Raw genomic sequence first — 21,304 nt, 5'->3', positions numbered from 1 at the left:
CCGGGGCGCGACGAAGTCGCGAGCCCGGGATCCATCAAGCCGCGGTCATTGTTGAGCGACAGAAAATATTGCGTCAGCTTCTGCGGCTTGAATCAAATCACTCGCGCGCTGAAAAGTGGCAGACAAAACCGCGCGCCCACTTCCGCCGGGGCCATCGGACAGTCGCTGATCGCCAGGAAGCATATCCTTGCCTCGCCTCCGGGCCGGGCGACCCGCATCAGATAGAATGCCGCGACCACAAAGACGGCGGCAGCGAACACCAGCTTGGCGGCTACGAAACCCACGGCAGCCAACGTCGCGAGGTCGGGGCGCATCCCGAGCAAAGCGAGCGCAATGCAGACGGCGAAAGCTCCGCCGATGAGCAAGGCAGCAGTGAACCCGCGCCCAATCATCGTCCGGTCGACTGGTAGGGCATTGCGTGCGAGAGCGTCATCAGATCTTCCGTCCTCATGTGCGCGTCTCTCTGCCGATGAGCGCCGCCAGCGCCTTCAATCCGCGATGGATGGTGATCTTCACGTTTGATTCCGACATGCAGTACCGAACTGCCGTTTCGGCGACGCTCCTACCTTCGAGTTTCACAGCCGCGATCGTCAGGCGGGTCACTTCCCGCAAAAGGGAGGAAGACACCAGTTGGTTCCTCTCGGACGTTGGTGGACGCGATGTGAAATTTGGAGGCCGCGCAGAATATCGGGACCTCAGATGGACAGCCGGGCCGGTTCCTTTCGACAAGGCGCTGCGCCGTCGATAGGGGCGGGATGGTCTAACTTCAGACAATCGCCACAAATTTCATCGACAATCAGTCTTCACGAAGGCCGCTATGTCCCAGTATTCACTCGATATTGCGTCAGCGTGGTCAAGATGCTCGGCGAGCTCCATGGCATCCACGGCGAGCTCGATATCCATGTTGCCCTTGACCGCCATTCCAGCCCGCGACCCTGACGCATTAATTAATAGAACGCGACAGCAACTCTTTTCTCTTTACGCCAGACAACCGCGCAGCGGCGGCGGTCACCGTCGGGAATAACAGTCAGAGCAAATTCGTCGGGAATTTTTTCATCTGCAGCAAGATCGAGGGCTGCACCGAACGCAGATATGCTGCGAATGGTGCAATCTGTTTTCGAACGGCCGAAGCTGATCAAGCCTAGTCTGGTAACTTGTTTCGAATGAGGGTTCTTCTCATCCATAGTGTCCTCCAAGGCCCGAGGAGCGCAAATCCATGGGCAATGATTCGGCGGCGATGGTGCGTACCCATCAATCTCACCGAAGAGTTGGCTCACAATTTGATTAGCCAATTCACTTTCAACGCCCTGTCGGCAGCGGCAGGGGCTTGCTTTCCTCAAAGAAAATCTCGCAGCCGAGCGATTTCGGCTATCTGTTCTGCGGACAGCACGGCCGTAACAAGTTGCGTTTGCGGAGCAGTATGTATCTCGTAGAGATGACCTTGGCTGGCAGGCTTCGCTAGGAAAGCTCGGATGCATGCGTCCAAAGTGCCCTCGAATACAAGGTAAGAACTAACCGATGCCGCTGCGCGTTGGTTTCCAAGTGAAGGCCATTTTTTTAGTGCTGCTGCGGCAGTGAAGTCGATGCGCACGCGCTGCTTCGAGCCGACCAGTGCCCCTGACGCGCCTCTCCGGCGATCCGCCGATTCCGTTCTTTTCGAAGCTCTAATCATTCGGCCAATCAAAGCCTGATGGGCCAAGGTCCCGACCGCAATGATTGCGCTCTAACTTTTCCGGCTCGGTCAATAATAATTTTAGGAACTCCACCCTCGGTGCTGCGGAACTTGGACCAAACTGAGCAGCAATATCTGCGCTGGGGGCTTTCATGGCCAAGGTTTCAAGTTTGCCTATGTCGTGTTCGTTCGGAGGGCGGATGTTGCGTTGGGTCATTGTCCTCTCCTCCCGATCCACATGGTCCCCTGCAGGATTTTCCAAAAGATTAGAGTGCCGGAGCCGACAATCGAAACATTAAATGTCACATTAAATTGAGACTTATTATCACATTATAATTCAATAATAAAGTTAATAATCCTTTGACTGAAGCGACGTCTGTGATGTTCGAAAATTCACAGGCTTCCGAAAAATCTCGCCTTCGCGTCTTGTCCAGCGAGTACAGGGCACGCCCTCCGCTCAAGCACTCGAAGAAACGGCTCCTGCATTCGGGGGGCGAAGCAGGAATGCTGGAGTCGCTCTCTGCGATCTTGTGCGTTCATCCGGCACAATTGCCCAATTATAATCCAAGTAAAATAGATCGCTAGATTTAATACGGCTTGTATCCTTATTTAATTGTTATGGTCGCCGCGCCACCGTGGACCATTTCACGTCAAGATGCCCGACAATCTGTGGTAGGCTCCCAGTCACACCACGCTCACCGCGTACAGAAGACCGTTTCTATGTCCGAACCTGCTGCACTCGCCGGGGCGATCTCGAGCACGCCGCCAAATAGGCCATTGAACCCCGCGGCGGAGATCGTCGGGAGGGTCAAGGCGTTGTTGGTCGCCATGGATTTTCTCGACGCCGCGGCCCACGAGCTGCGTGCGGCGGCCTCGAAAGGATATTCACCTGGGCAGCACCTTGGTTGGTGTGACCGACGAGAGCGACTGATTTAAGGATATGACCGACATAACAGTTCGAGGCCTTTTCGGTTTGCCGCGACCGCGATACGGTCATCGAAGAACTCGAGCGGCAGAGTCCGCGGCAGCGGGATCCGAACGCAGGGAGTGACCGCGATGGCCATCACCTATCCCGTGGCGTTCCGTTCGTCATGGCCGACGACGGCGTCGCGTCCGGCGAAGCTTTGGAGGGCCTAAGCGCCAACGCCGCGGTCATGCGCGCCGAAGCGCTCTCCCGGAAGAGCCAGGCTGCGACGGCGCGGTCGCCTTTTTCGCGGACCGGAGACCCGTCGAGCGGCGATTTTGGCGACGCCAAGGTGATCGGGAAGTTCGGCGAGGTGCCGGACGATCTCAGTACGCTGTGATCGACACGAGCCACGATCATTCCTCGCTCAGGGCGGCGGCATCTCCCGGAACGAGCGGGCTCAGCACGGTCTCGATCTGCGCGAGCAGCCTCTCGATTTCCTCGCGGGCCCGATCTGGGCCTTGCTGGTCAGAGGCGGCACTATCAGGCGCCGGCTACAATGCTGAAATCCTAATCTCAAGAGCTCTCCGGCGGAAGAAGAAAGCTGCCGAGGAGGCAAGGTGCAAATCTGGATGACCCCCGAATGACGTCATTTCCGGTAGCAATCAGACCGCCTGACCCAGTGCGCTTCAAGCGCGAGAAATTGATTGGGCGATTGCTTCCGCGGATATCATCGTGGCCAGCGGCCAGGCGCCGCGTTCACAGGCCGAACATATGACCGCACCGTCATCCCTTGTTCAACCAGAAAAAGATCTTGCAGCCCGGGCCGTTCCACATATGGGTCAGAGCCAAATTTCAAGCCGAGTGACAGTCTTGCTCTTCATGAAGACACGCTCCAGGAATTGGACCGAGAGCGTACCCGGGGTCTCGTCGACATAAATGGCGCTCTCTGTCCGGAAGCAGGACAGGCGATCTTATGATCGCGCACTTACAAACCTTAGACCGAAGGGCTTGAGATCACCGTACTCGCGAGTGCTCGGCATGGACGTCGAAAATGCTCGCTCCATTCAGGTTTCGCGGAACGCGCGGGAGAAGCTGTCGAGGATAGGCTTCATGATGTACTCGAAAAACGTACGCTCTCCGGTCTTGATGTAAACGTCCGCGGGCATCCCGGGCGTCGGGATGAATTCAGGCATTCGTCTGAGAACATCATCCTGGTCCAGGCGCACCCGAACGACGTAGAATTCGCGACGCGTGTCAGCGTCGGTACGGGTTTCGGTCTTCGCCTGCACTTGCTCCGCCAAGGCGTCCGCTGACACGTAGATGACGCTCGCACCGACCATCGGCGTGATGCGCTGGTTGAGTGCCGACAGCCGCACCAGCGCCTCCTGGCCAACGCTCACATGCGAAATGTCCTTGGGATTCAGATGCGCCTCGATGATGCGCTCGTCGCCAATCGGGAGGAGCTCTAGGATCACGGCACCAGGAGAGACGACGCCGCCCGGTGTATGGAAGTTGTTCTTCACCACAATACCTCGGACTGGCGAACGAACATCGATCCGGTCAACCACATCCTGCGCAGCACGTATTTGCTCCTCAACGTCGTCCAGCTCCGCCTCGGTTTCGCGCAGCTCCTTGGTCGCGTCCCGGAGCGCCGTCGCGTGCAGCTGGGCTATTCTTTCGTTCGCCTGAGCGATCCGCTCCTTCGAATCGGCGATGCGGCCGAGATACTCGCCGAGCTCACCCCCGAGACCCGCCTCTGAGCGTCGCAACGCCAGCACATCCGACTTGCGCACCAGCTGCTGGCCAAGAAGCGAATTCTTGTCCTTCAGTTCTTCGGCGAACAAGGCAATACGCTCTTTGGTCGACTGAACTTGCGCCTGATATCCGCGGATGCTTTCCTCCAGCCCGGCGATTTGCTTCAAGAGTACGCTTTCCTCGCTCACCCGACTAGCCCGGCGCGCCTGAAGCTCGGCACGTTGCCGCTCAAGAATCGCTTTGATTTCTGGATCACGAGCGTTCTCGCTGAATTCGGCCGGAGTTTCGATTGCATCCGAAGAGCTCAGTTCAGCTTCAAGACGCGCCTTCATGGCGAGCAGTCGATACTTCTTCAAAACCAGCCGTTTCAGCTTGGCGTTGGCAGGGGTATCGTCCATGCGAACCAGGACCTGGTTGGCCTCGACGAGATCTCCGTCCTTGACCGCAATCTCGCGGATGATGCCGCCCTCGAAGTGCTGGACTAACTTGTTCTGCCCGGTAGCCACGAACGTGCCTGAAGCCACGACCGCACTGTTGAGTGGGGCGACTGCAGCCCAAACGCCGAAACAGCCGAGCCAAACAACCAGGATGGCGAGGCCGGTGAAGATGGGCCATTTGGCGCTCAGCGGAACACCGCGGTACCACTCGCCGATGTCGTCCTTTACCGCTCTCATGCTGTCCTCCCGCGCTGGTCACCCGCCCGAGGATTCGATGCGTTGCGGCTGCACCGGCTCATCAACGCCGGCCCTGCCGGGGGACCGAACCAGGCGATGCAACACCTCGCTCGGAGAGCCGAATGCTTCCGCGCGTCCGGCCCGCAGTATGAGCACTTTGTCAACACTGTTCAGCAGCGCCGGGCGCAGGGTTACGACCACCGCCGTGACCCCCCGCCTTTTGGCGCGCTGCAGGGTCTCGGTCAGAGCCTGCTCCCCCGCCGCGTCGAGATTCGAGTTCGGCTCGTCGAGCACGACAAGGGACGGATTACCGAAGAAAGCCCGGGCGAGCGCGATGCGCTGCTTCTGTCCTCCCGAGAGCGGCCCGCCACTGCGGTCGAGCACGGTCTCGTATCCTTGCTTCAACTGGCAGACCATGTCGTGAATTCCCGACAACATCGCCGCCTCATAGATGCGCTCGTCGGGCAAGTCGTCGCGCATGCGGCAGATGTTCTGCTTGATGGTCCCGGGAAATAGCTCGACCTCCTGGGGCAGGTAACCGCTATATTCCCCGAACTGGCGGCGATCCCAGTTGCGCAGCTCCGTTCCGTCCAGTCTGACCTTGCCGGCTGTCGGCACCAGACAACCCACCAAAATGCGCGCGAGGGTCGACTTGCCCGATCCGGACGGTCCGACAATGGCCAAAGACTCTCCGGGCGCGAGGTCGAGCGACACACCATTGAGCACCGGCTCCTTCGAGCCGGGCGGCAAATACAAGACCCGATCAACGCTCAGGCGCCCTTGCGGTCTGGGCAAGCGCAGCTTAGGCCCCTCGCGCTGGAATGACTCAACCGCCTGCTTGACGTGAGCATAGGCCGATCGCGCCTGAACGCAGCTGCGCCATCCCTCAATCAAGCCCTCGAGCGGCTGCAGGGCGCGGCCGGCAATGATCGAAGCCGCGATCATCATGCCCCCCGTGATCTCGGCGTGGAGGGCCAGATAGGCCCCGGTGCCGAGGATCGTGATCTGGGCCACGAGCCGGACGAATTTCGACGCACCGCTGATCCAGAAATTCCGGTCAAGGGCCTGGCTCTGCACCGTCAGTGCTGGCGCCTGCCGGCGCCCCCAGTGGAGAATGCTTTCGCTCAGCATTCCCATCGCATTGATCACCTGCGAATTTCGCGCCAGCGACTCGGCCGCCGCATCGGCCTCGGCGGCATACAGGCCTGCCTCGCTCAGACGCTCCGAGGTCGCTTTCTGGTTGATCAGCGCAATCAGTGCGAGGACCAAGCCCGATACGACTGCGATCCAGCCAAGATGTCGATGAACGAGGAATATGACTGCGAAGTAGAGGGGCGAGAGTGGCGCGTCCATCAGTAGAAGCATGATAGGGCTCGAGATGAAGCCCCGCACCTGGTGAAGGCTGCGGATCGCCTGGATGGTTCCTCCCTCGCCGGCCCTGGCGTTATTGATGCTGCTCGCCAGCACTGCGCCGCCAAGCACCGCTTCCATCTTGGTCGCAAGACGCCCCAGCACCTGTCGACGTAAAATGTCCACGATGGAGAGGATACCGATGAACGTCAGCGCGAGAGCCGAGAGCATCAGCAGTGTCTCGAGACTACGGCTCGTCAGCACGCGATCGGATATTTGAAAGAGATAGATCGGCAACGTGAGCATCAGCAGATTCACAACGACCGAAAATGCTGCGACCGCTATGAGGTTGATGCGCGCGACCGAACGCCAGGCGGCCAGCGCGTTGACAGGTCCGACGTAGTCGCGGGCCTCGCCGCCGGGTGCGACCCGAAGTTGAGCCCCGGAGTTGGTGCGCGGCGGACAGTCCAGTGTCTCGACAGCTGCCATGTTTGCCTCCCACTAGAGGATGGCATCATGAGTCCCGACATGATCAATCGAAGTATTATCCAAGATGTCGGGAGGCGGCGGCGCGGGTTTTTGGACGTCGGCAGCCACCGGCGCTGAAACGTCTTGAGCCGATGCGGCGTCCCCCTGAGACGCGGCAGTCTGGGAGGGCGCGATGTCGCTGCTGAGCGTGACGCCGTAATCTGTATACTGGGTTCCGTTGAACAGCGAATCTGCCGGAGGCGGTGGCGCATCGTTCAACGCGATCACATCGTTCGCGACGGCGGTCGTCGCCGCGGCATTTGATTTGTCCGTCATGACGTTCTCCGGGGCAGTGGTGGCGGATCCCGAACTCTCGATCGGTGCGTCAGCGGTGGTGGCGAGAGCAAGAAGCGTTTCGGCCGATCCAGGAGTTTGAGCGCTGCTGGTGTCCGGCACGGCCGGCTCTCCCGGTTCGGTCGCGGGGTTGCTGAGCGTGTCTCCGGCGCTGGTGAGCACCGGCTCGGCCGTGTTAGCGGCCGGTGCCGCAACCGCCAAAGCATTGCCAGCCACGCTGGCGGTGTCGGCCGGTTGCGACACCTCGCTGGTCGGATCGGTCAGCGCGGCAGCTGTTGTGGTGAGCACCGGCTCGCTCGTGTCCGCGACCGGCGCCGCACTCGCCGGAGCATCGCCAGCCACACTGCCCGTATCGGCCGGATGCGAGACGTCGCTCGTCGGGTCGGTCAGCGCGGCAGCCGTTGTGGTGAGCACCGGCTCGCTCGTGTCCGCGACCGGCGCCGCACTCGCCAAAGCATCGTCAGCCACACTGCCCGCATCGGCCGGATGCGAGACGTCGCTCGTCGGGTCGGTCAGCGCGACACCTGTTGTGGTGAGCACCGGCTCGCTCGTGTCCGCGACCGGCGCCGCACTCGCCAGAGCATCGCCAGCCACACTGCCCGTATCGGCCGGATGCGAGACGTCGCTGGTCGGGTCTGTCAGCGCGGCAGCCGTTGTGGTGAGCACCGGCTCGCTCGTGTCCGCGACCGGCGCCGTACTCGCCAGAGCATCGCCAGCCACACTGCCCGTATCGGCGGGTTTCGACACGTCGCTGGTCGGATCGGTCAGCGCGTCAGCTGTTGTGGTGAGCACCGGCTCGTTCGTGTCCGCGACCGGCGCCACACTTGCCAAAGCATCGCCAGCCACGCTGCCCGTGTCGGCCGGTTGCTGCGACACGTCGCTCGGCGCATCGGTCGGAGCCGCTGCTGTTGTGGTGAGCACCGGCTCAATCATGGCAGCCAGTGGTGCGGGACTCGCCAAAGCCTCGCCAGCCACACTCGCCGTGTCGGCCGGATCCGACAGTTCGCTCGATGGATCGGTCGGAGCCGCAGCTGTCGCAGTGAGCACCGGCTCGGTCATGTCAGCCACCGGCGCCGCACCCGCCAAAGCGTCGCCAGTCACACTCGCCGTATTGGCCGGATGCGACAGCTGGCTCGGCGGATCGGTCGAAGCGGCAGCTGTTGTGGTGAGCACATGCTCGCTCGTCTCAAGGACCGGCGCGCCACTCGCAAGAGCATTGCCAGCCACATCGGTGGGCTGGGATACATCACCAGGCGCACCGTTACCCGTGGTCAGTGCCGACTCCGCGATCTCAAGGGGGGGTGCTGAACTATCAAAGGTGTGAGTTCCCGTGCTGTCCGATGCAACCGTTTGCGACAACGCGCTCGACTGAGCGTCTGGACCCCTCGTCTGGCCAACCACCTCGTTGCTCACCGTGCTCACGGTGTCGATAGCCGTCGCGAGCGCAGGCGGCACCGTCGCCTCGACCGGCGCGATCGCGCCAACCATGTCGTCGGGCAGCGTACCCGCAGTGTCGGCCAGCGTCGATAGCGTCGGCTGCGTCGCCGCCTCGAGCGGCGTGATCGCGCCGGCCACGTCGTTGGGCAGCACACTGACGGCGTCGGTCGCCGTCGCGAGTGCTGGCGGCACCGTCGCCGCGACCGGCGCAATTGCGCCGACCACGTCGTTGGGTAGCGTGCCTGCAGTGTCGGCCAGAGTCGATAACGTCGGCTGCGCCGCCGCCTCAAGCGGCGCGATCGCGCCGGCCACATCGTTGGGCAGCGCGCTGACGGTGTCACTCGCCGCGGCGAGTGCCGGCATCACAGCCGCCTCGACCGGCGCAATTGCGCCAACCACGTTGTTCGGCGGCGCGCTGACAGTTTCGGCTGCCGTCGCGAGTGCCGGCGGCACCGCCGCCTCGGCCGGCGCAATTGCGCCAACTACGTCGTTCGGCAGTGCGCTGAGGGGCGCCGAGGCGAGTGCCGGCATTACAGCCGCCTCAACCGGCGCAATGGCGCCGGCGACTTCGTTGGGTAGCGTGCCCGCAGTGTCAGCCAGAGTCGCTAGCATCGGCTGCGCCGCCGCCTCAAGCGGCGCGATCGCGCCGGCCACGTCGTTGGGCAGCGCGCTGACGGTGTCGCTCGCCGTGGCGAGTGCCGGCATCACAGCCGCCTTGACCGGCGCAATTGCGCCAACCACGTCGTTCGGCAGCGCGCTGACAGTTTCGGCTGCCGTCGCGGGTGCCGGCGGCACCGCCGCCTCGGCCGGCGCAATGGCGCCAACCACGTCCTTAGGTAGCGTGCTGACTGTGTCGGTCGCCGTGGCGAGTGCCGGCATCACAGCCGCCTCGACTGAAGTAATCGTACCAACCACATCGTTGGGCAGCGTGCCAACGGTGTCGGCCAGAGTTGATAGCGTCGGCTGCACCGCCGCCTCAAGCGGCGCGATCGCGCCGGCCTCGTCATCGGATAGCGTGCTGACGGTGTCGCTCGTCCCGAGCGCCGGCGGCACCATCGCCGCAACCGGCGCAATCCCTACCACCACGTCATTGCTCACATCGCCGATCATTCCAAGCAGGGGAAAGGAGCTGATGATCGACGGGCTAAACGAGTCGCTAAGCAAGTTAGACCGAACGGATTCGATGCTTCCGAGGTCGGAATCCGCTGACAGCGAGTTGACGCAACTAAGGTCGGCTGAGATGTGACCATGGTGCTTGCAAGAATCGACATCGTCGCCACCCCCACCCCCAGAGCTCGCAGTAGCAACTGCTTCGCCACGAGCGGTGCTCGGTCTGGGCGCGTCTTCATGCGGCTCCGCCAAGCGCCCGGTCGGATCGAGCTGAGCCACATGCGTGTCCGACGAGGCGGCCGGCCCCTTGGGCCTCTCATCCTCCCAGCCCGGTTGCGCGGGGTCGCTCGCAGGCAGCTCGTCGTTTGTTCCTTGCGGCCCCGCACCTGCCTGAGCGGCTGTCGCGTCTTCTTGCCTGGCCAGCGCAGATTTGAACGGGGCGGCAAGAAACTCCTCGCAGGCAACTAGCTGGGCAATAAAGAATGACCGGGTCAAGAAACTGAAAGAGCCGGATCGCTTGTCGGCACGCTGCACTCCGGCTTCGAAAATCTTCCGCTCTTGTTCGAACAAGTCGCGCTTTTCTATCTGGTGCATGACCGCCGCCTTTCTTGTTCAAAAACCACCCTCGCCCGGCAGCATCCACCGCCAGACGAGCCTCTTCGGCATGTCAGGCGCCCGTGTCGTGCGACGTATCCGTCGCCGTGTCGAAATGCCCTACGTCGAAGTGATCCATTGGGCCCATCAAACCGATGGCGTATTCGAGCGCATCGTCGGAAGACATCGAAGCGAGCGCGCCGTGTATGTCACCCGAATGATCTGGACCGTGCGAGCTGAAATCACCCCCGAACTCACCGTGGGAGAAGTCGAACTTGGCCAGCGCGTCACCAGGACTGCGATCGGTGTCGCCCCTGCTGCCATCGTCAGCCGGCTGGAGATCGCAATGGTCCTTGGGCTGGTATTCACCGTCCTTGGCATCCTTCCAGCCCCCATCGTGCTCTGGGTAGGTGCCGTCTTTCGGGTAAGCGCCCATGCCGCTAAGCTTGGAGTAATTTTCTTTGCCGTCGCCGGTCGAATACTCGTCGTTACCGCTGTGATCGTCATTCCACTTTGACTGCTTGCCGTCGCCACAGTCGTCCGGCTTGGTTGACGTGCATTCCTCGGCTGGGACGCCGGTTCCCGTGAGCTTTATCAGTCCGAGAATGGTCATCACACTGCTCAGGATAGACATGGCTTCGTTCCTCGCTTCAGCTTTGCGACGGTCACAGGCACCTGCGCCACGCGCGCGTGCCCTGCCCGGATCACCACGCCGTCACTCCTACTGTCGCCGAAGCACACCTATGGATGCAGCGGCGAGAAAAATAGTTTCACGCTTCATTCGAGCTGCCGGCGCATGGCCACGAGCTCTCTCCGGATCCACGCTTTGACGGTTCCGACGGGAACCTGGAGGTATTCGGAAATCTCCTCGTGCGTGCGCCCGTCGACGATCGCCAAGAGAAGGCTCGCGCGGCGCTGTGGCTCGAGTTGATCGAGCATGGTTCGCAACGTCATGCTGTCTGGGATACAGCACGCAGGGTTCGGAACCGTCTGTTCCCGCGCACAGATGGCATTCAATGCTTCGTCCTCCAGCGCGAGTTCGCGCCTGGCGTTCTGGCGCATCTTGAGCGCCGTGTTGCGGACGATCGCGTAGATCCAGCCCCGGGCGGATCCGCGTGCAGGATCGAAGTTTTTCGCATATCGGAGAATCTGCGCGAATGCGTCGTGGATGACGTCCTCGGAACGCGATCTGTCGTGCACGATACGGTGCGCCATCGCGCGCAACTGCTCCTTCTCGCGCGCGTAGATCCTGCCGACGGCGGACTGCGATCCGGAGGCGCACTCAAGCAGAGCTGTTTCGTAATTAAGAGCCGTCTCGCCAGTGAGACAGCTGTCATGGCGCGCTGCGCCGGAGCGAGACCTTGCCTTCGTTAAATCGAGGCACTGATGGGGCATGCTCGAAGTCACCCCTCGTAAGGCACTGCGGCATTTTATGCCGCGCATTTACAATTTATTTAAATGACCGCTTTTAAATAAAAACGAAATCGGCTGTCGGCGAACTCAAGTCAGCAACCAGCGACTTCGTTCCCGGAAGTTTTCAAAATTTTTTTCCCCGATCACCAAAGGGCGAACGTGGTCGTCAGGGGTGCAGGCGGACCATGGCGGGTCGTGCTCCCGGCCAGGTGAGCCGCTGCGAGCAGCAACGTAAGTCTTCGAGACAACCTCGAAAATGGGCAACGTCAACATCGTCGCTAGTCGCGTTTATAACTTCAGAGCACGCATCGGGTCCGACTCCCGCGTAATGCCACCGAAGGACATTCAACGCACCTTCTCAACACACCATGTCAAAACACGCGTCGACTTGCGCACCTTTCGCGATGAGCCATCGAAACAAGCTAAGGCGCTTCCCGGACCGAGCTCGCCACATGGCACGTCGACGCGCTTTCCTTCGGAAGGCGCAATGTCGCATCTCGGCCGCGCAGAACATCCAGCAGACCAGAACATCCAACTCACTCTGACGAAGCCGCCACTGACTCCCACTTAAAGCGCCCTGCATACGACTTGCAACAATCACGATACGACAAGCGTGAAACACTTGCCGCTCACAAAATTTGCGCGACCGTGCATCCAGATTGGCGTCTTGCACCTAGTGATGACGTGGCAACAGTTACATCAATGTTCCGCCACCTAACCCGAAAGGAGACCAACATGCTAGAGATGACCAATCTTGCTCACCCTATCGAACTGTCTGATGAGGAGCTCGACCTCGTGGCCGCCGGCACCGGCGGTTGTGGCGGTGGCTGCCATGATGGCGGATCACTGATCCGAACTGGCGACATCAATGTGCTCAGCGGAAACCAAGTTCAGGTTGGCCTGCTGTCCAAGCAGTCCCAAGTCTTTATTGGGTAAAGGCGGGATGCATCGGCGCGAACCGCTTCTCCATCAGGGGAAGCGGTTCTCCGGTATCCATCCGCAGTCTTGCTTTGGCGGAAAGATACTCCGCGCAGCGCTTCAGCAAGGTGCGTCCATGGCGAACCGACCAACTCTGTTTCGCAAGGAAGCCGTCGACTTTTTGCATCAGCGCCACACCTGGGGTGAGGTCGTATTGCTGCAGCCGCTGTCGAGCACACTGCTTAGCTGGAGCCTTGCGGCGCTCGTTGTATTCATTTTGTGTTTTCTCTCCATCGCGCAATACGCCCGCAAGGAGACCGTCTCCGGGTATCTGACGCCGACCTCCGGCACAGCTAAGATTTTCGTATCACAACAGGGCTTCATCAAGGCGATACACGTGAAGGAGGGGCAAGAGGTTGCGGAGGGTGACCTGCTCCTGACCATAGTTACTTCCCAAATCACGGCTAATGGCGATGACGTCAATGCGACCGTACTGGCGGTGCTGACGCAGCAACGCAATGTGGTCGAGCGACAGATCGATGCCGAAGATCGCCGAACCGCCTCAGAACGGGATCGCCTCGGTTCGACGATCAAGGGGATTGAAGGAGAGATTCTCCAACTCGAGGACCAGCGGAACATCCAAAACGAGCGACTGAAACTTTCCGAGAGCTTCGTATCAACGGGCGCTAAGCTAACCGCGAGCGGCGCACTGCCAACGATTGAGCTCAAGCGCCGCGAGCAGGCCGCACTTGAGCAAAAGCAGAGTGTGGTGTCGCTCGATCAACAGATCACCGCGCGACACACCCAGTTGACGGACGCTCGGCATACACTCGAGCAACTCCCAACCATCGCCGCAGAGAGGATCCGAGGACTGCGTAATGAACTCTCCTCGATCGAACAGCGCCTGGCCGAGGTGAATGGGCGGCAGGCTTACGTTATCAAGGCGCCAACGAGTGGGCGCGTATCCACGCTGCAGGCGACAATAGGCCAAATCGCTGATCCTCGGCATATGCAGCTCGAAATCATTCCCGTTGATGCGCACTTGCAGGCGGAGCTGTTCTTTCCGACACGCGCGTTTGGTTTTGTGCGCCCCGGCCAGCAGGTTAGGATACTTTACGAAGCATTTCCTTATCAGAAATTCGGCACCTACCGCGGCAGCGTGACCAACGTCTCTCACACCATTCTGACCGGCAACGAAACGACCGGGCCGATCGCCCTCAAGGAACCGGCTTACCGTGTGACTGCGGCTCTCGAGCGGCCCGACATCGACGCCTATGGCCGTAAGATGCCGCTTCAGCCGGACATGCTGCTCAGGGCCGACGTTATCCTTGAGCAGCGGTCCCTGATGAGGTGGCTGCTTGATCCGGTGGTAAGCGCAAGGATGTAGCCAAGGATGTAGCCCATGCAGGGACTATTGAATTTCAGCGGCCGCAGATTCCTCCCGGTCATCCGGCAGACGGAGGCGACGGAGTGCGGGCTCGCTTGCCTTGCTATGGTAGCATCCTATCATGGTCATCGAACTGACTTGAACAGCCTGCGGCGCCGGCATCCAGTGTCCCTAAAAGGGGTCACTCTCCGCGACCTCATGGAAATAGCAGCTCGCCTCGGGCTGGCGTGTCGGCCACTGCGTATCGAGATCGGCCATCTCAGCCAATTGCGTCTGCCGGCTATTCTGCACTGGGACATGGCTCATTTCGTTGTTCTGAAAGCATATAGGAACAGGGGAATCGTGGTGCACGATCCGGCAGCCGGCGAGAAATGGTTTCCCCTCGCTGAAGCATCTAGACATCTCACCGGAGTCGCGCTCGAGCTCTCGCCCACTGAAGAGTTCTGCCGCACAGACGAGAGAGTGAGATTGCCGTTCTCGGTATTCTGGAGCGGAATGAACGGGAACACTTGTGCCCTCGCCCAAATATTAGTTCTGTCAGTGGTCATCGAAATTCTTCTCCTCGCCGCCCCTTTCTATATGCAGCTCACCGTTGACGAGGTCATCGCCAGAGGCGATGTCGATCTCCTGGTCGTCCTCGGGCTCGGATTCGCTCTGCTTCTCCTGATACGGGTCGCGTCGACCGCGACCCGCTCGTTCATTATTCTTGTTCTGCAGAACACGTTGAGTTTTCAGATCGGCGCGCGGCTGTTTCATCATCTGGTGCGCTTGCCACTCTCATTCTTCGAAAAGCGGCACATCGGCGACATCCTGTCTCGTTTCAACTCGATCGAGCCCATCCGCAACGTGCTCGCGGAGGGATTGATCACGGGGTTGATTGACGGTCTCATGTCGGTGTTGATGCTGGCGTTGATGTTCACCTACAACGTCCAGCTCGGAGTTGTTGTCCTGCTGGCGTTCGCGTTGTATGCCACCCTGCGGCTCGCTCTTTTCAGCATGTTCCGGCAACGGAGCGAAGCGGCCATTCACGGCAAGGCAGATGAGAACTCCACTTTCATCGAAACCGTGCGAGCAGTGCAAAGCCTAAAGTTGCTCAACCGAGAAAACGAACGGGAGAGCCAGTGGCTGAACCGCTATGCTGCGTATATAACAGCCAACGTGCGGCTAGGTCGGGCGAGGATCAGCTTCAAAGCGATGAACGACACGATATTCGGCTTGGAGAACGTGATCACAATCTACCTCGCCGCTCGCCTCGCACTGGACAACCTCATCACGGTTGGCATGATATTCGCGTTCGTCAGCTACAAGTTGCAGTTCGCTGAGCGGACAGCGCTGCTGATCGAGAAGCTGGTGGATGTCCGCATTCTCGGGCTGCACCTGGAACGTCTCGCCGACATTGCGCTCACCCCGCTCGAGCGCGGGCACGACCGAGACCTGTCATATATCCGACAGATTCGCGGCGAGATCGAACTGCGCAACGTGTGCTTCCGGTATGCAGAAGGAGAGTCTCTGATTCTTAACAACGTCAATCTGTGCGTTGCTCCCGGACAATTCGTGACGATCATGGGACCATCGGGCTGCGGCAAGTCAACTCTTGTCAAGATTATGCTTGGGCTGCTCGAGCCAACAAGCGGTGAGGTTCTGATCGACGGCCTTCCGCTGGGCCAGATCGGACCGCGCGCTTATCGCGAGCAAATCGGCGCGGTGATGCAGGAGGATCAATTGCTGTCGGGATCGATTGCCGACAATATCTGCTTTTTTGACACAGCGTTCGATCTACAAGCCATGATCGATTGCGCGCGAATTGCCGGCATCCACGAGGACATCGTGGCAATGCCGATGAGCTACAACAGCCTCATCGGCGACATGGGAAGCTCGTTATCCAGTGGCCAGAAACAGCGAGTACTGCTTGCGCGCGCGCTCTATCGCCGACCAAAGATCCTGTTTCTGGACGAGGGCACGGCGCATCTCGACACACAGAAGGAGAAGGAAATCAATGCGAATCTCCGGCACCTTAGTATGACGCGCGTGAGCGTAGCGCACCGACCCGAAATTACCCAGGGAGCAGATATGATCATCCATCTTGCCGCGACGGCCAGACCGTTTCGGGTCGGAATGACGAGCCTCAGACGAGAAGCTGGGGCTGCGCAAGATGTCGGTGTGACCGGGTTTGCTGCCGAAGGTGCGAAATCGGCCGAGACCGATGACTGCCCCGGCGACGCCACGGGGGATGGCTCGAAGCGCAATGGTGACTGGAAAGACGCCAAGGACGACGACTGCCATTCAAAGGACTGCTGCCAGCTGCGGAAGGACTGCACCCCCAAGCCGTCCGACGACGGCGGCAAAGGCGACAACCCGGGTGAAGCGCTAGCCAGGATCGACTTCTCACGATGCTGATTCGGCTCGCGCAGTCTGATCATTCGCGTGACATGGAAGGCGCATTCGCTTCGAAGACGTCCGATGACGCGCGCGGATACGCCATCGGCGGCCAAACGCCTGCTGCAGTCGCGCGAGCGACGTACTGGCCGGATAGAGACCAAGCCGTTTCCTCGCGCTTTTATTGTTGCGTCGATTCCGACGTACGGCCGGGCTCAACTTTTCCCCAGCCTTGAGCCTGGGTCGCTCCGAACCTCATGGGACTAGTGTCGGTGCTCACGCGCCGGTTGGCTGCTGCCGCCATCAAGGCGTTCGGAGAACGCCTGGACCAAACCAGTCGCGGTCCCGCCTGTTCACGCTGGCGGTGCGCCATCAATATGCGAAACACCGACGTTTTCGCAGATTGAGACGAACGCCCTCTTCGCCTCAGCGTCCTCAAAGCAAAATCGTGTGCCTTGGACTGCGCGCTCAATCCACCAATCGATTTTGTTTGCCCGCGAAATGCGGGATGCCTCGCCGCGCAACTGATCCAATTGCCGTCCATAGGCCCGCACGATCACACAATTTGTCATTCGTTAATCCCCCAGAAACGCGCCGTTCTAACTAGCGCTGAACGCAAGTATCCGTCCGACTGTTCATCGCCCACGCGCGGTGAGCTTTCCCCTCGAAACGCCAGAAAGTCACAGAGTCAGTCGCTGCGCAGCGATCGCACGTCAATCGCTCCTCGCCGAGTATGTAGCGCCCGCGGATCGCGGAAGCGGAATTTTTGCCTGATGGATAAATCAACAAACAATTGCGCATACGCCAGCGCATCACCGCCCAACACCTTCGACGCCCCTCCGTGAGCCCGGTACCTCGCTGAGGAGGAGCTTAGCGAAACTTTGCACGCCCGAATGTTCGATCGCTAACACAGGAACCGCGACCACTTGCCCAGGCGTGGTGGGCATCCTTTCCGAATGTTGCTAGGCTACGCTCAACTGCGAGAGAGCGATGAGCAATGACTCGAAAGATCCGGGCCTTATGGCGCTGATCAGCGGCATTTTTGCTCCGCCCGCGCCGCCCACCCCCGCGCCTCCGGCGCCGGAGATGCCGCCAACGCTCGAAGAGGAGCCCGTGACCGCGGCAGCGTCGCCTGCAAAACCGGTCGCACCCTTGTCCGCCGGCGGCCCCGATGGAAAACGAGCGCGACTGCCCGCTGTGGCGATCGCCGACCTCGTTCTTGGTGAGCTTCGCAAAGTTGAAGGCTTTTCGAGATCCGGAGTCTCGATCACCGTCTACGGAAGTCGACCTTGGAATGCGATGGTCACGTTCGCACCGTTCTCGACCACGTCCCAAGACGCTGCACGCCTGCGACACGCTTTGCCGGATATCGTCTTCAGGCTTCGTCAGTGCGTCGAGCTCGAACAGTAGGTTCGGCCGATCACCTTCCACTCGGCGGCCCGACCCTCGCGCTCGGGTAGAGCGCGGACTCATTTAGCGCGCAGCCAAATGCGGATTGATGCGAGCTTGATGAAACGCCAGATAGTTGACTGAGAATTTGTGGTATCGGGTCGCGACCCGCCGACATTGCTTGATCTTGTTGAAGAACCTTTCGACGAGATTTCGCGCACGATAGAGATACGGACTGAAGCAGATCGGGTCTTTGCGATTTCGTTCCGGCGGAATATCGCGGTCCATTCACAATCGCTGAGTTCGTAGCGCGTGATTCGAGGCCGATTTGAGAGCTTGAATCACGCCCAAAGCGATACCATCAAGCCGCAGTTGGCCGCAAAACCGCTAACGCTCCAGATTTACTTCCGCTTTCGGCGAGCAATGGACATGGCCGGGTTGGCCATTGCTTGGCGCAGATCGCGAGTGACCCATGGCGGACTTACGGGTACTATTGTTTGCTTAGCGAGGATCACCCCTTCGGTCCCGGGCGGTATCGCCAATTGTTGCACGGCAGCAAAGTATGAGCCGGTCGAGGTAGATTGGCGGAGTGGCCTTGGTAACATCATGCTTCTTGGATGAAGCCGATTAGCACGGGCCCTTCATCACGATGGCGCCCGGCCCCCCCAGCTACGTCGATATCCGTTCGTGGTCTCCCGAGGAAGAAGCGCAACTTCTTGCGTTATTCGACAGTGGCATGAGTGCAAGCGAGATCGGCCAGCGGTTAGACCGCACTCGCCTCGCGGTCTACGGTCGATTGCAACGCTTCCATAAGCAGCAAGGTCGAGTAAGCCGCACTAGCGGACGCGTCTTCGCGCAGCGGGCCGGGTAATCGGCGGGCTCGTGAAAACGTGGAAAGCGGGGCCAAGAATCGGCTGTTCCGCTGGACACTTACCTCGGCTTTTGGACCATCTTGCATGCACGAAAATGCGGGGGTGGACGGGACGTCGGAGTAGGTTCGTTACGCTTTCGAGGAGAGCGAACGACGTCATAGGGGAGCCGGCGCCGCTCGAGGCATCGCCAATCACCGTTCCTGCCGCAAGGCGAACGCTGATCCCCACCCGTCGTGAAGGTTAGATTGGCGTATTGCGCCGTATCGAAGCCGCCGTTTCCATCGATAAGCTCACCGATCTGGCCGGCAATACCGCCACCAGCCCATGTCAGTCATCCGTCAACGATTGGATCGCTAAAATCGGTTGGACAGCGGACATCACGGTGACTGAGGCGCTCTTCGGCTTGGGGCCGTACCGCACGTTCTAGATTGTCTCGCGAACACTCTCGAACCCCGCCTCGATGACGGTGGACCCGCGAGCGGGCTACTCGTCTTGGCGTTGGTCAACGTAGCTCGGGTAAAAGACTTCTGCTATTGCGGTGAAGTTTTTAGATTTGCAACGGGGGCAGTGAGACGGCAAGTGAGCCCGCTCGATCCGTAGGACACAGTAACCGCCCCTCGGAAATCCTCTTCCAGTGTTCTCGAAATGAGGCGTGAGCCAAAGCCTTTCACGGTCGGCTCCGACACAGATGGGCCTCCGAATTCTTGGTAGACGAAGACAAACTTTTGATCACCCGCTTGATCTTCGGATGACCACACAACCGACACGCGGCCGCTTGTCACGCTCAGAGCGCCGTACTTCAACGCGTTAGTAGCAAGCTCGTGGACCGCCAAGGACAGGGCGAGCGACTGTCGTGATTTCAGTACAAGTGGAGGACCGGAAATCGTAATCCGGTCTTGGCCTGTTCTGTACGGGCTCAGGGCAGTATTGATCACATCTCGCAGTGGGGCGCAGCCCAATTTGCCGCAGTAAGCAAGTCGTGCGCTCGTCCGGTGATTGTCCGGCGCCCTAACCCGACGGACGATCGCGGCGCTGGGCGTCGATGCACCCCTTTGACTACCCCGCCAGCTTCTGGGCGGCGACGCTCGTCGAATTCTGCGAACGTAGCGATACCGCTGCGCGCGCCGCGGCAGCTCGTCATAGGTCTCTGGGAACGTGGAGGAGCTTGTCGCTTGTCCTGGATACCAAACTGGTTGAGGCTCCTGAAGCATAACTCCGTCGGCTTAATTGATCGCGGGCCGGCGACTTCCAGCCCGGGAGGGGCATTGCAAAGTCCCCGATACCCTATTCACACGGCGTGCCAGGGTTCATGCGCGATGACGGAACAGCCTTTGGAACCATCGGTTCCGGACTGACTTGGTTTGATCCACCGGACCCTTACCGCCGAATACGTCCGGTGCGGAATGGCGGCCCCAGCCCTTGGCCCCCCATCCCCGCTGGGGCCGCTCTGTTTGCGCCCCCTGAGCGATGGCCGCAGGTTGTTGTGCCAAAGCTTCGAACCTGACGCCCTTCCGCATGCGCGCGGATTGACCAAAGGAAAGAGGGCCGAAAAGGAGAGGGCCGACTGAGGCGGCCTTCCGTTGACGAGGGCGAGCACCACCGCCCGATGAGTTAGCGAGGACTTGGCGTAGCCTCGTGGTCGTAATCTGGGCAAATCAAACAGGTGGACCATCATAGGTCCCGACTCCTGCCTGACCAGTTCAGACCTGAATCGCACAATGCGCGCCCCGGAATTCGATCGACTTGGATGCTGATTCATGCCCACTCTCCGAAGAAGAAGAAGACGAAGAAAGAGAGTAGCTTCCCGTTAGTGCGACCGACTATCAAAGATAGAAAGTAGGACACCCAAAAATTCGTAAGACGTGAGGGTCAAAACGGGCCCGTTTTGAGGTCAACGGCGACATCGGCTGACGCCAAGTTGCGTCGAACTCAAGCGAACGTGCAGCCGAGCCGTTGCGAGGTGCGCTGTTGGGCAAAACGCGAAGAGCAGAAGCGCGAGCAGGTCTAGTCGACTATTCTTCCTTAACAGGCAGTCAGCGAAAGACGTAGCTACATCGCCTACGGGCCAGGTGCATCGCCGCCCACGACGACGTGTCGGCGTTGCCGTGCACGAGCAACCACACGGGGCGAATCCGTGAAGACGGCGGCGGCCGCTTGCCGCTCGATTCCGCCCCCAAATCAACAACATCCGAAACACATCGTGACTGAAGTAATTGCATACGCAGCAATTTGACGGCGGCCGGGGCTTCCTTCAGTTCGTTCCGTATCCAGAACGAACCGAAGGAAAGTCGCTGGCGTTGCAGATTTACAACCCGCACAGCGGACTGAAATACTAAGCTCGGCCATTGAGACAACCGAAACATATTCCATTCTTAGTTCGATATGGTCGGCGGGGGCGAACGATGTTTGATGTCTATCGCAATGACAAGCGCGGCTTGCTCGTTCTAAGTACAGGCTCGGCCGTACCTGCGCTTTACTCTGCACATACCTGGCGAAAGAGCAGAAAACGAGTTCTCAAGGTTAGCAACGAAATCAAGTCAGCCGTTCAGGCACAAGGCTATTACATCCGCAGCCTGCGGGCCACTAAGGAACGAATGATCTACGTCAAGTAGGTCGGCAGCCGGTGTT

17 protein-coding genes and 3 pseudogenes are annotated in these 21,304 nt (G+C 60.0%); 8 read left to right on the top strand and 12 right to left on the bottom strand.

The annotated features are described in order from the left end of the window. Positions 1-92 precede the first annotated feature (92 nt). The 6 genes and pseudogenes from AC0L3A_RS25665 to AC0L3A_RS25640 form a co-directional block, all read right to left on the bottom strand. Positions 93-392 (bottom strand): NrsF family protein, encoded by a 300-nt coding sequence (locus tag AC0L3A_RS25665; protein ID WP_354129547.1) that lies wholly within the window; start codon positions 390-392, stop codon positions 93-95. Positions 393-447: 55 nt separating this feature from the next. Next, positions 448-612: pseudogene (locus tag AC0L3A_RS25660) on the bottom strand (sigma-70 family RNA polymerase sigma factor); the annotation flags it as partial. A 216-nt stretch (positions 613-828) separates the two neighbouring features. Then, positions 829-948, bottom strand: a pseudogene (locus tag AC0L3A_RS25655) (LabA-like NYN domain-containing protein); the annotation flags it as partial. Continuing rightward, positions 948-1,184 carry a hypothetical protein gene (locus AC0L3A_RS25650; protein WP_007601788.1) on the bottom strand — a complete coding sequence of 79 codons (237 nt, stop codon included), beginning with the start codon at positions 1,182-1,184 and terminating at the stop codon, positions 948-950. The pseudogene AC0L3A_RS25655 and the gene AC0L3A_RS25650, both read right to left, overlap by 1 nt. A gap of 480 nt (positions 1,185-1,664) precedes the next feature. Then, complete coding sequence (locus AC0L3A_RS25645) at positions 1,665-1,889, bottom strand: hypothetical protein (RefSeq protein WP_157158667.1); 225 nt, start codon at positions 1,887-1,889, stop codon at positions 1,665-1,667. 478 nt (positions 1,890-2,367) lie between these two features. Continuing rightward, a complete protein-coding gene (locus AC0L3A_RS25640) occupies positions 2,368-2,502 on the bottom strand; it encodes a hypothetical protein (RefSeq protein WP_007601784.1) in 135 nt (44 codons plus the stop codon). Between the two features lie 261 nt (positions 2,503-2,763). On the opposite strand from AC0L3A_RS25640, the gene AC0L3A_RS25635 reads away from it, so the two are divergent. Beyond that, positions 2,764-2,976 (top strand): hypothetical protein, encoded by a 213-nt coding sequence (locus AC0L3A_RS25635; protein ID WP_473255404.1) that lies wholly within the window; start codon positions 2,764-2,766, stop codon positions 2,974-2,976. A 667-nt stretch (positions 2,977-3,643) separates the two neighbouring features. On the opposite strand, the gene AC0L3A_RS25630 is transcribed toward AC0L3A_RS25635, so the two are convergent. The 5 genes from AC0L3A_RS25630 to AC0L3A_RS25610 all read right to left on the bottom strand — a co-directional run bounded on the left by AC0L3A_RS25630 (position 3,644) and on the right by AC0L3A_RS25610 (position 11,716). Next, positions 3,644-5,008 carry an HlyD family type I secretion periplasmic adaptor subunit gene (locus AC0L3A_RS25630; RefSeq protein ID WP_219681371.1) on the bottom strand — a complete coding sequence of 455 codons (1,365 nt, stop codon included), beginning with the start codon at positions 5,006-5,008 and terminating at the stop codon, positions 3,644-3,646. 18 nt (positions 5,009-5,026) lie between these two features. Further along, positions 5,027-6,847, bottom strand: coding sequence for a type I secretion system permease/ATPase (locus AC0L3A_RS25625; protein ID WP_007601780.1), 1,821 nt, complete (start codon positions 6,845-6,847; stop codon positions 5,027-5,029). 12 nt (positions 6,848-6,859) lie between these two features. Beyond that, positions 6,860-10,321, bottom strand: a complete 3,462-nt coding sequence (locus AC0L3A_RS25620) for a hypothetical protein (protein ID WP_473255403.1) — start codon at positions 10,319-10,321, stop codon at positions 6,860-6,862. Between the two features lie 73 nt (positions 10,322-10,394). After that, entirely contained in the window at positions 10,395-10,955 is a 561-nt protein-coding gene (locus AC0L3A_RS25615; RefSeq protein WP_007601778.1) for a hypothetical protein, read from the bottom strand. 143 nt (positions 10,956-11,098) lie between these two features. Next, positions 11,099-11,716 carry a sigma-70 family RNA polymerase sigma factor gene (locus tag AC0L3A_RS25610; protein WP_354129575.1) on the bottom strand — a complete coding sequence of 206 codons (618 nt, stop codon included), beginning with the start codon at positions 11,714-11,716 and terminating at the stop codon, positions 11,099-11,101. 753 nt (positions 11,717-12,469) lie between these two features. Between AC0L3A_RS25610 and AC0L3A_RS25605 the strand changes: the two genes are divergently transcribed. From AC0L3A_RS25605 to AC0L3A_RS25590, 4 genes are all read left to right on the top strand, one after another. Further along, the gene (locus AC0L3A_RS25605) at positions 12,470-12,670 is read left to right on the top strand and encodes a hypothetical protein (protein WP_007601774.1); all 201 of its coding nucleotides are present in this window, start codon (positions 12,470-12,472) and stop codon (positions 12,668-12,670) included. A 118-nt stretch (positions 12,671-12,788) separates the two neighbouring features. Further along, the gene (locus tag AC0L3A_RS25600; protein ID WP_007601773.1) at positions 12,789-14,039 is read left to right on the top strand and encodes a beta-barrel domain-containing protein; all 1,251 of its coding nucleotides are present in this window, start codon (positions 12,789-12,791) and stop codon (positions 14,037-14,039) included. 15 nt (positions 14,040-14,054) lie between these two features. Beyond that, positions 14,055-16,436, top strand: coding sequence for a peptidase domain-containing ABC transporter (locus AC0L3A_RS25595; protein WP_473255402.1), 2,382 nt, complete (start codon positions 14,055-14,057; stop codon positions 16,434-16,436). A 969-nt stretch (positions 16,437-17,405) separates the two neighbouring features. Beyond that, the gene (locus tag AC0L3A_RS25590; protein ID WP_035994466.1) at positions 17,406-17,825 is read left to right on the top strand and encodes a hypothetical protein; all 420 of its coding nucleotides are present in this window, start codon (positions 17,406-17,408) and stop codon (positions 17,823-17,825) included. 59 nt (positions 17,826-17,884) lie between these two features. On the opposite strand, the pseudogene AC0L3A_RS25585 reads toward AC0L3A_RS25590, so the two are convergent. Continuing rightward, positions 17,885-18,083: pseudogene (locus AC0L3A_RS25585) on the bottom strand (transposase); the annotation flags it as partial. Between the two features lie 370 nt (positions 18,084-18,453). Here AC0L3A_RS25585 and AC0L3A_RS25580 point away from each other — a divergent pair. The 3 genes from AC0L3A_RS25580 to AC0L3A_RS25570 all read left to right on the top strand — a co-directional run bounded on the left by AC0L3A_RS25580 (position 18,454) and on the right by AC0L3A_RS25570 (position 21,288). Then, positions 18,454-18,675 carry a GcrA family cell cycle regulator gene (locus tag AC0L3A_RS25580; protein WP_354171544.1) on the top strand — a complete coding sequence of 74 codons (222 nt, stop codon included), beginning with the start codon at positions 18,454-18,456 and terminating at the stop codon, positions 18,673-18,675. A 254-nt stretch (positions 18,676-18,929) separates the two neighbouring features. Further along, positions 18,930-19,103, top strand: coding sequence for a hypothetical protein (locus AC0L3A_RS25575; RefSeq protein ID WP_157158666.1), 174 nt, complete (start codon positions 18,930-18,932; stop codon positions 19,101-19,103). Positions 19,104-21,078: 1,975 nt separating this feature from the next. Beyond that, positions 21,079-21,288 (top strand): hypothetical protein, encoded by a 210-nt coding sequence (locus tag AC0L3A_RS25570; RefSeq protein WP_219681358.1) that lies wholly within the window; start codon positions 21,079-21,081, stop codon positions 21,286-21,288. Positions 21,289-21,304: the final 16 nt, after the last annotated feature.

It is taken from the genome of Bradyrhizobium sp. MI1.3 (genome assembly GCF_055811695.1).
Note: the sequence above shows the minus strand (reverse complement) of the source record. Positions and strands in the feature narration are given on the sequence as shown.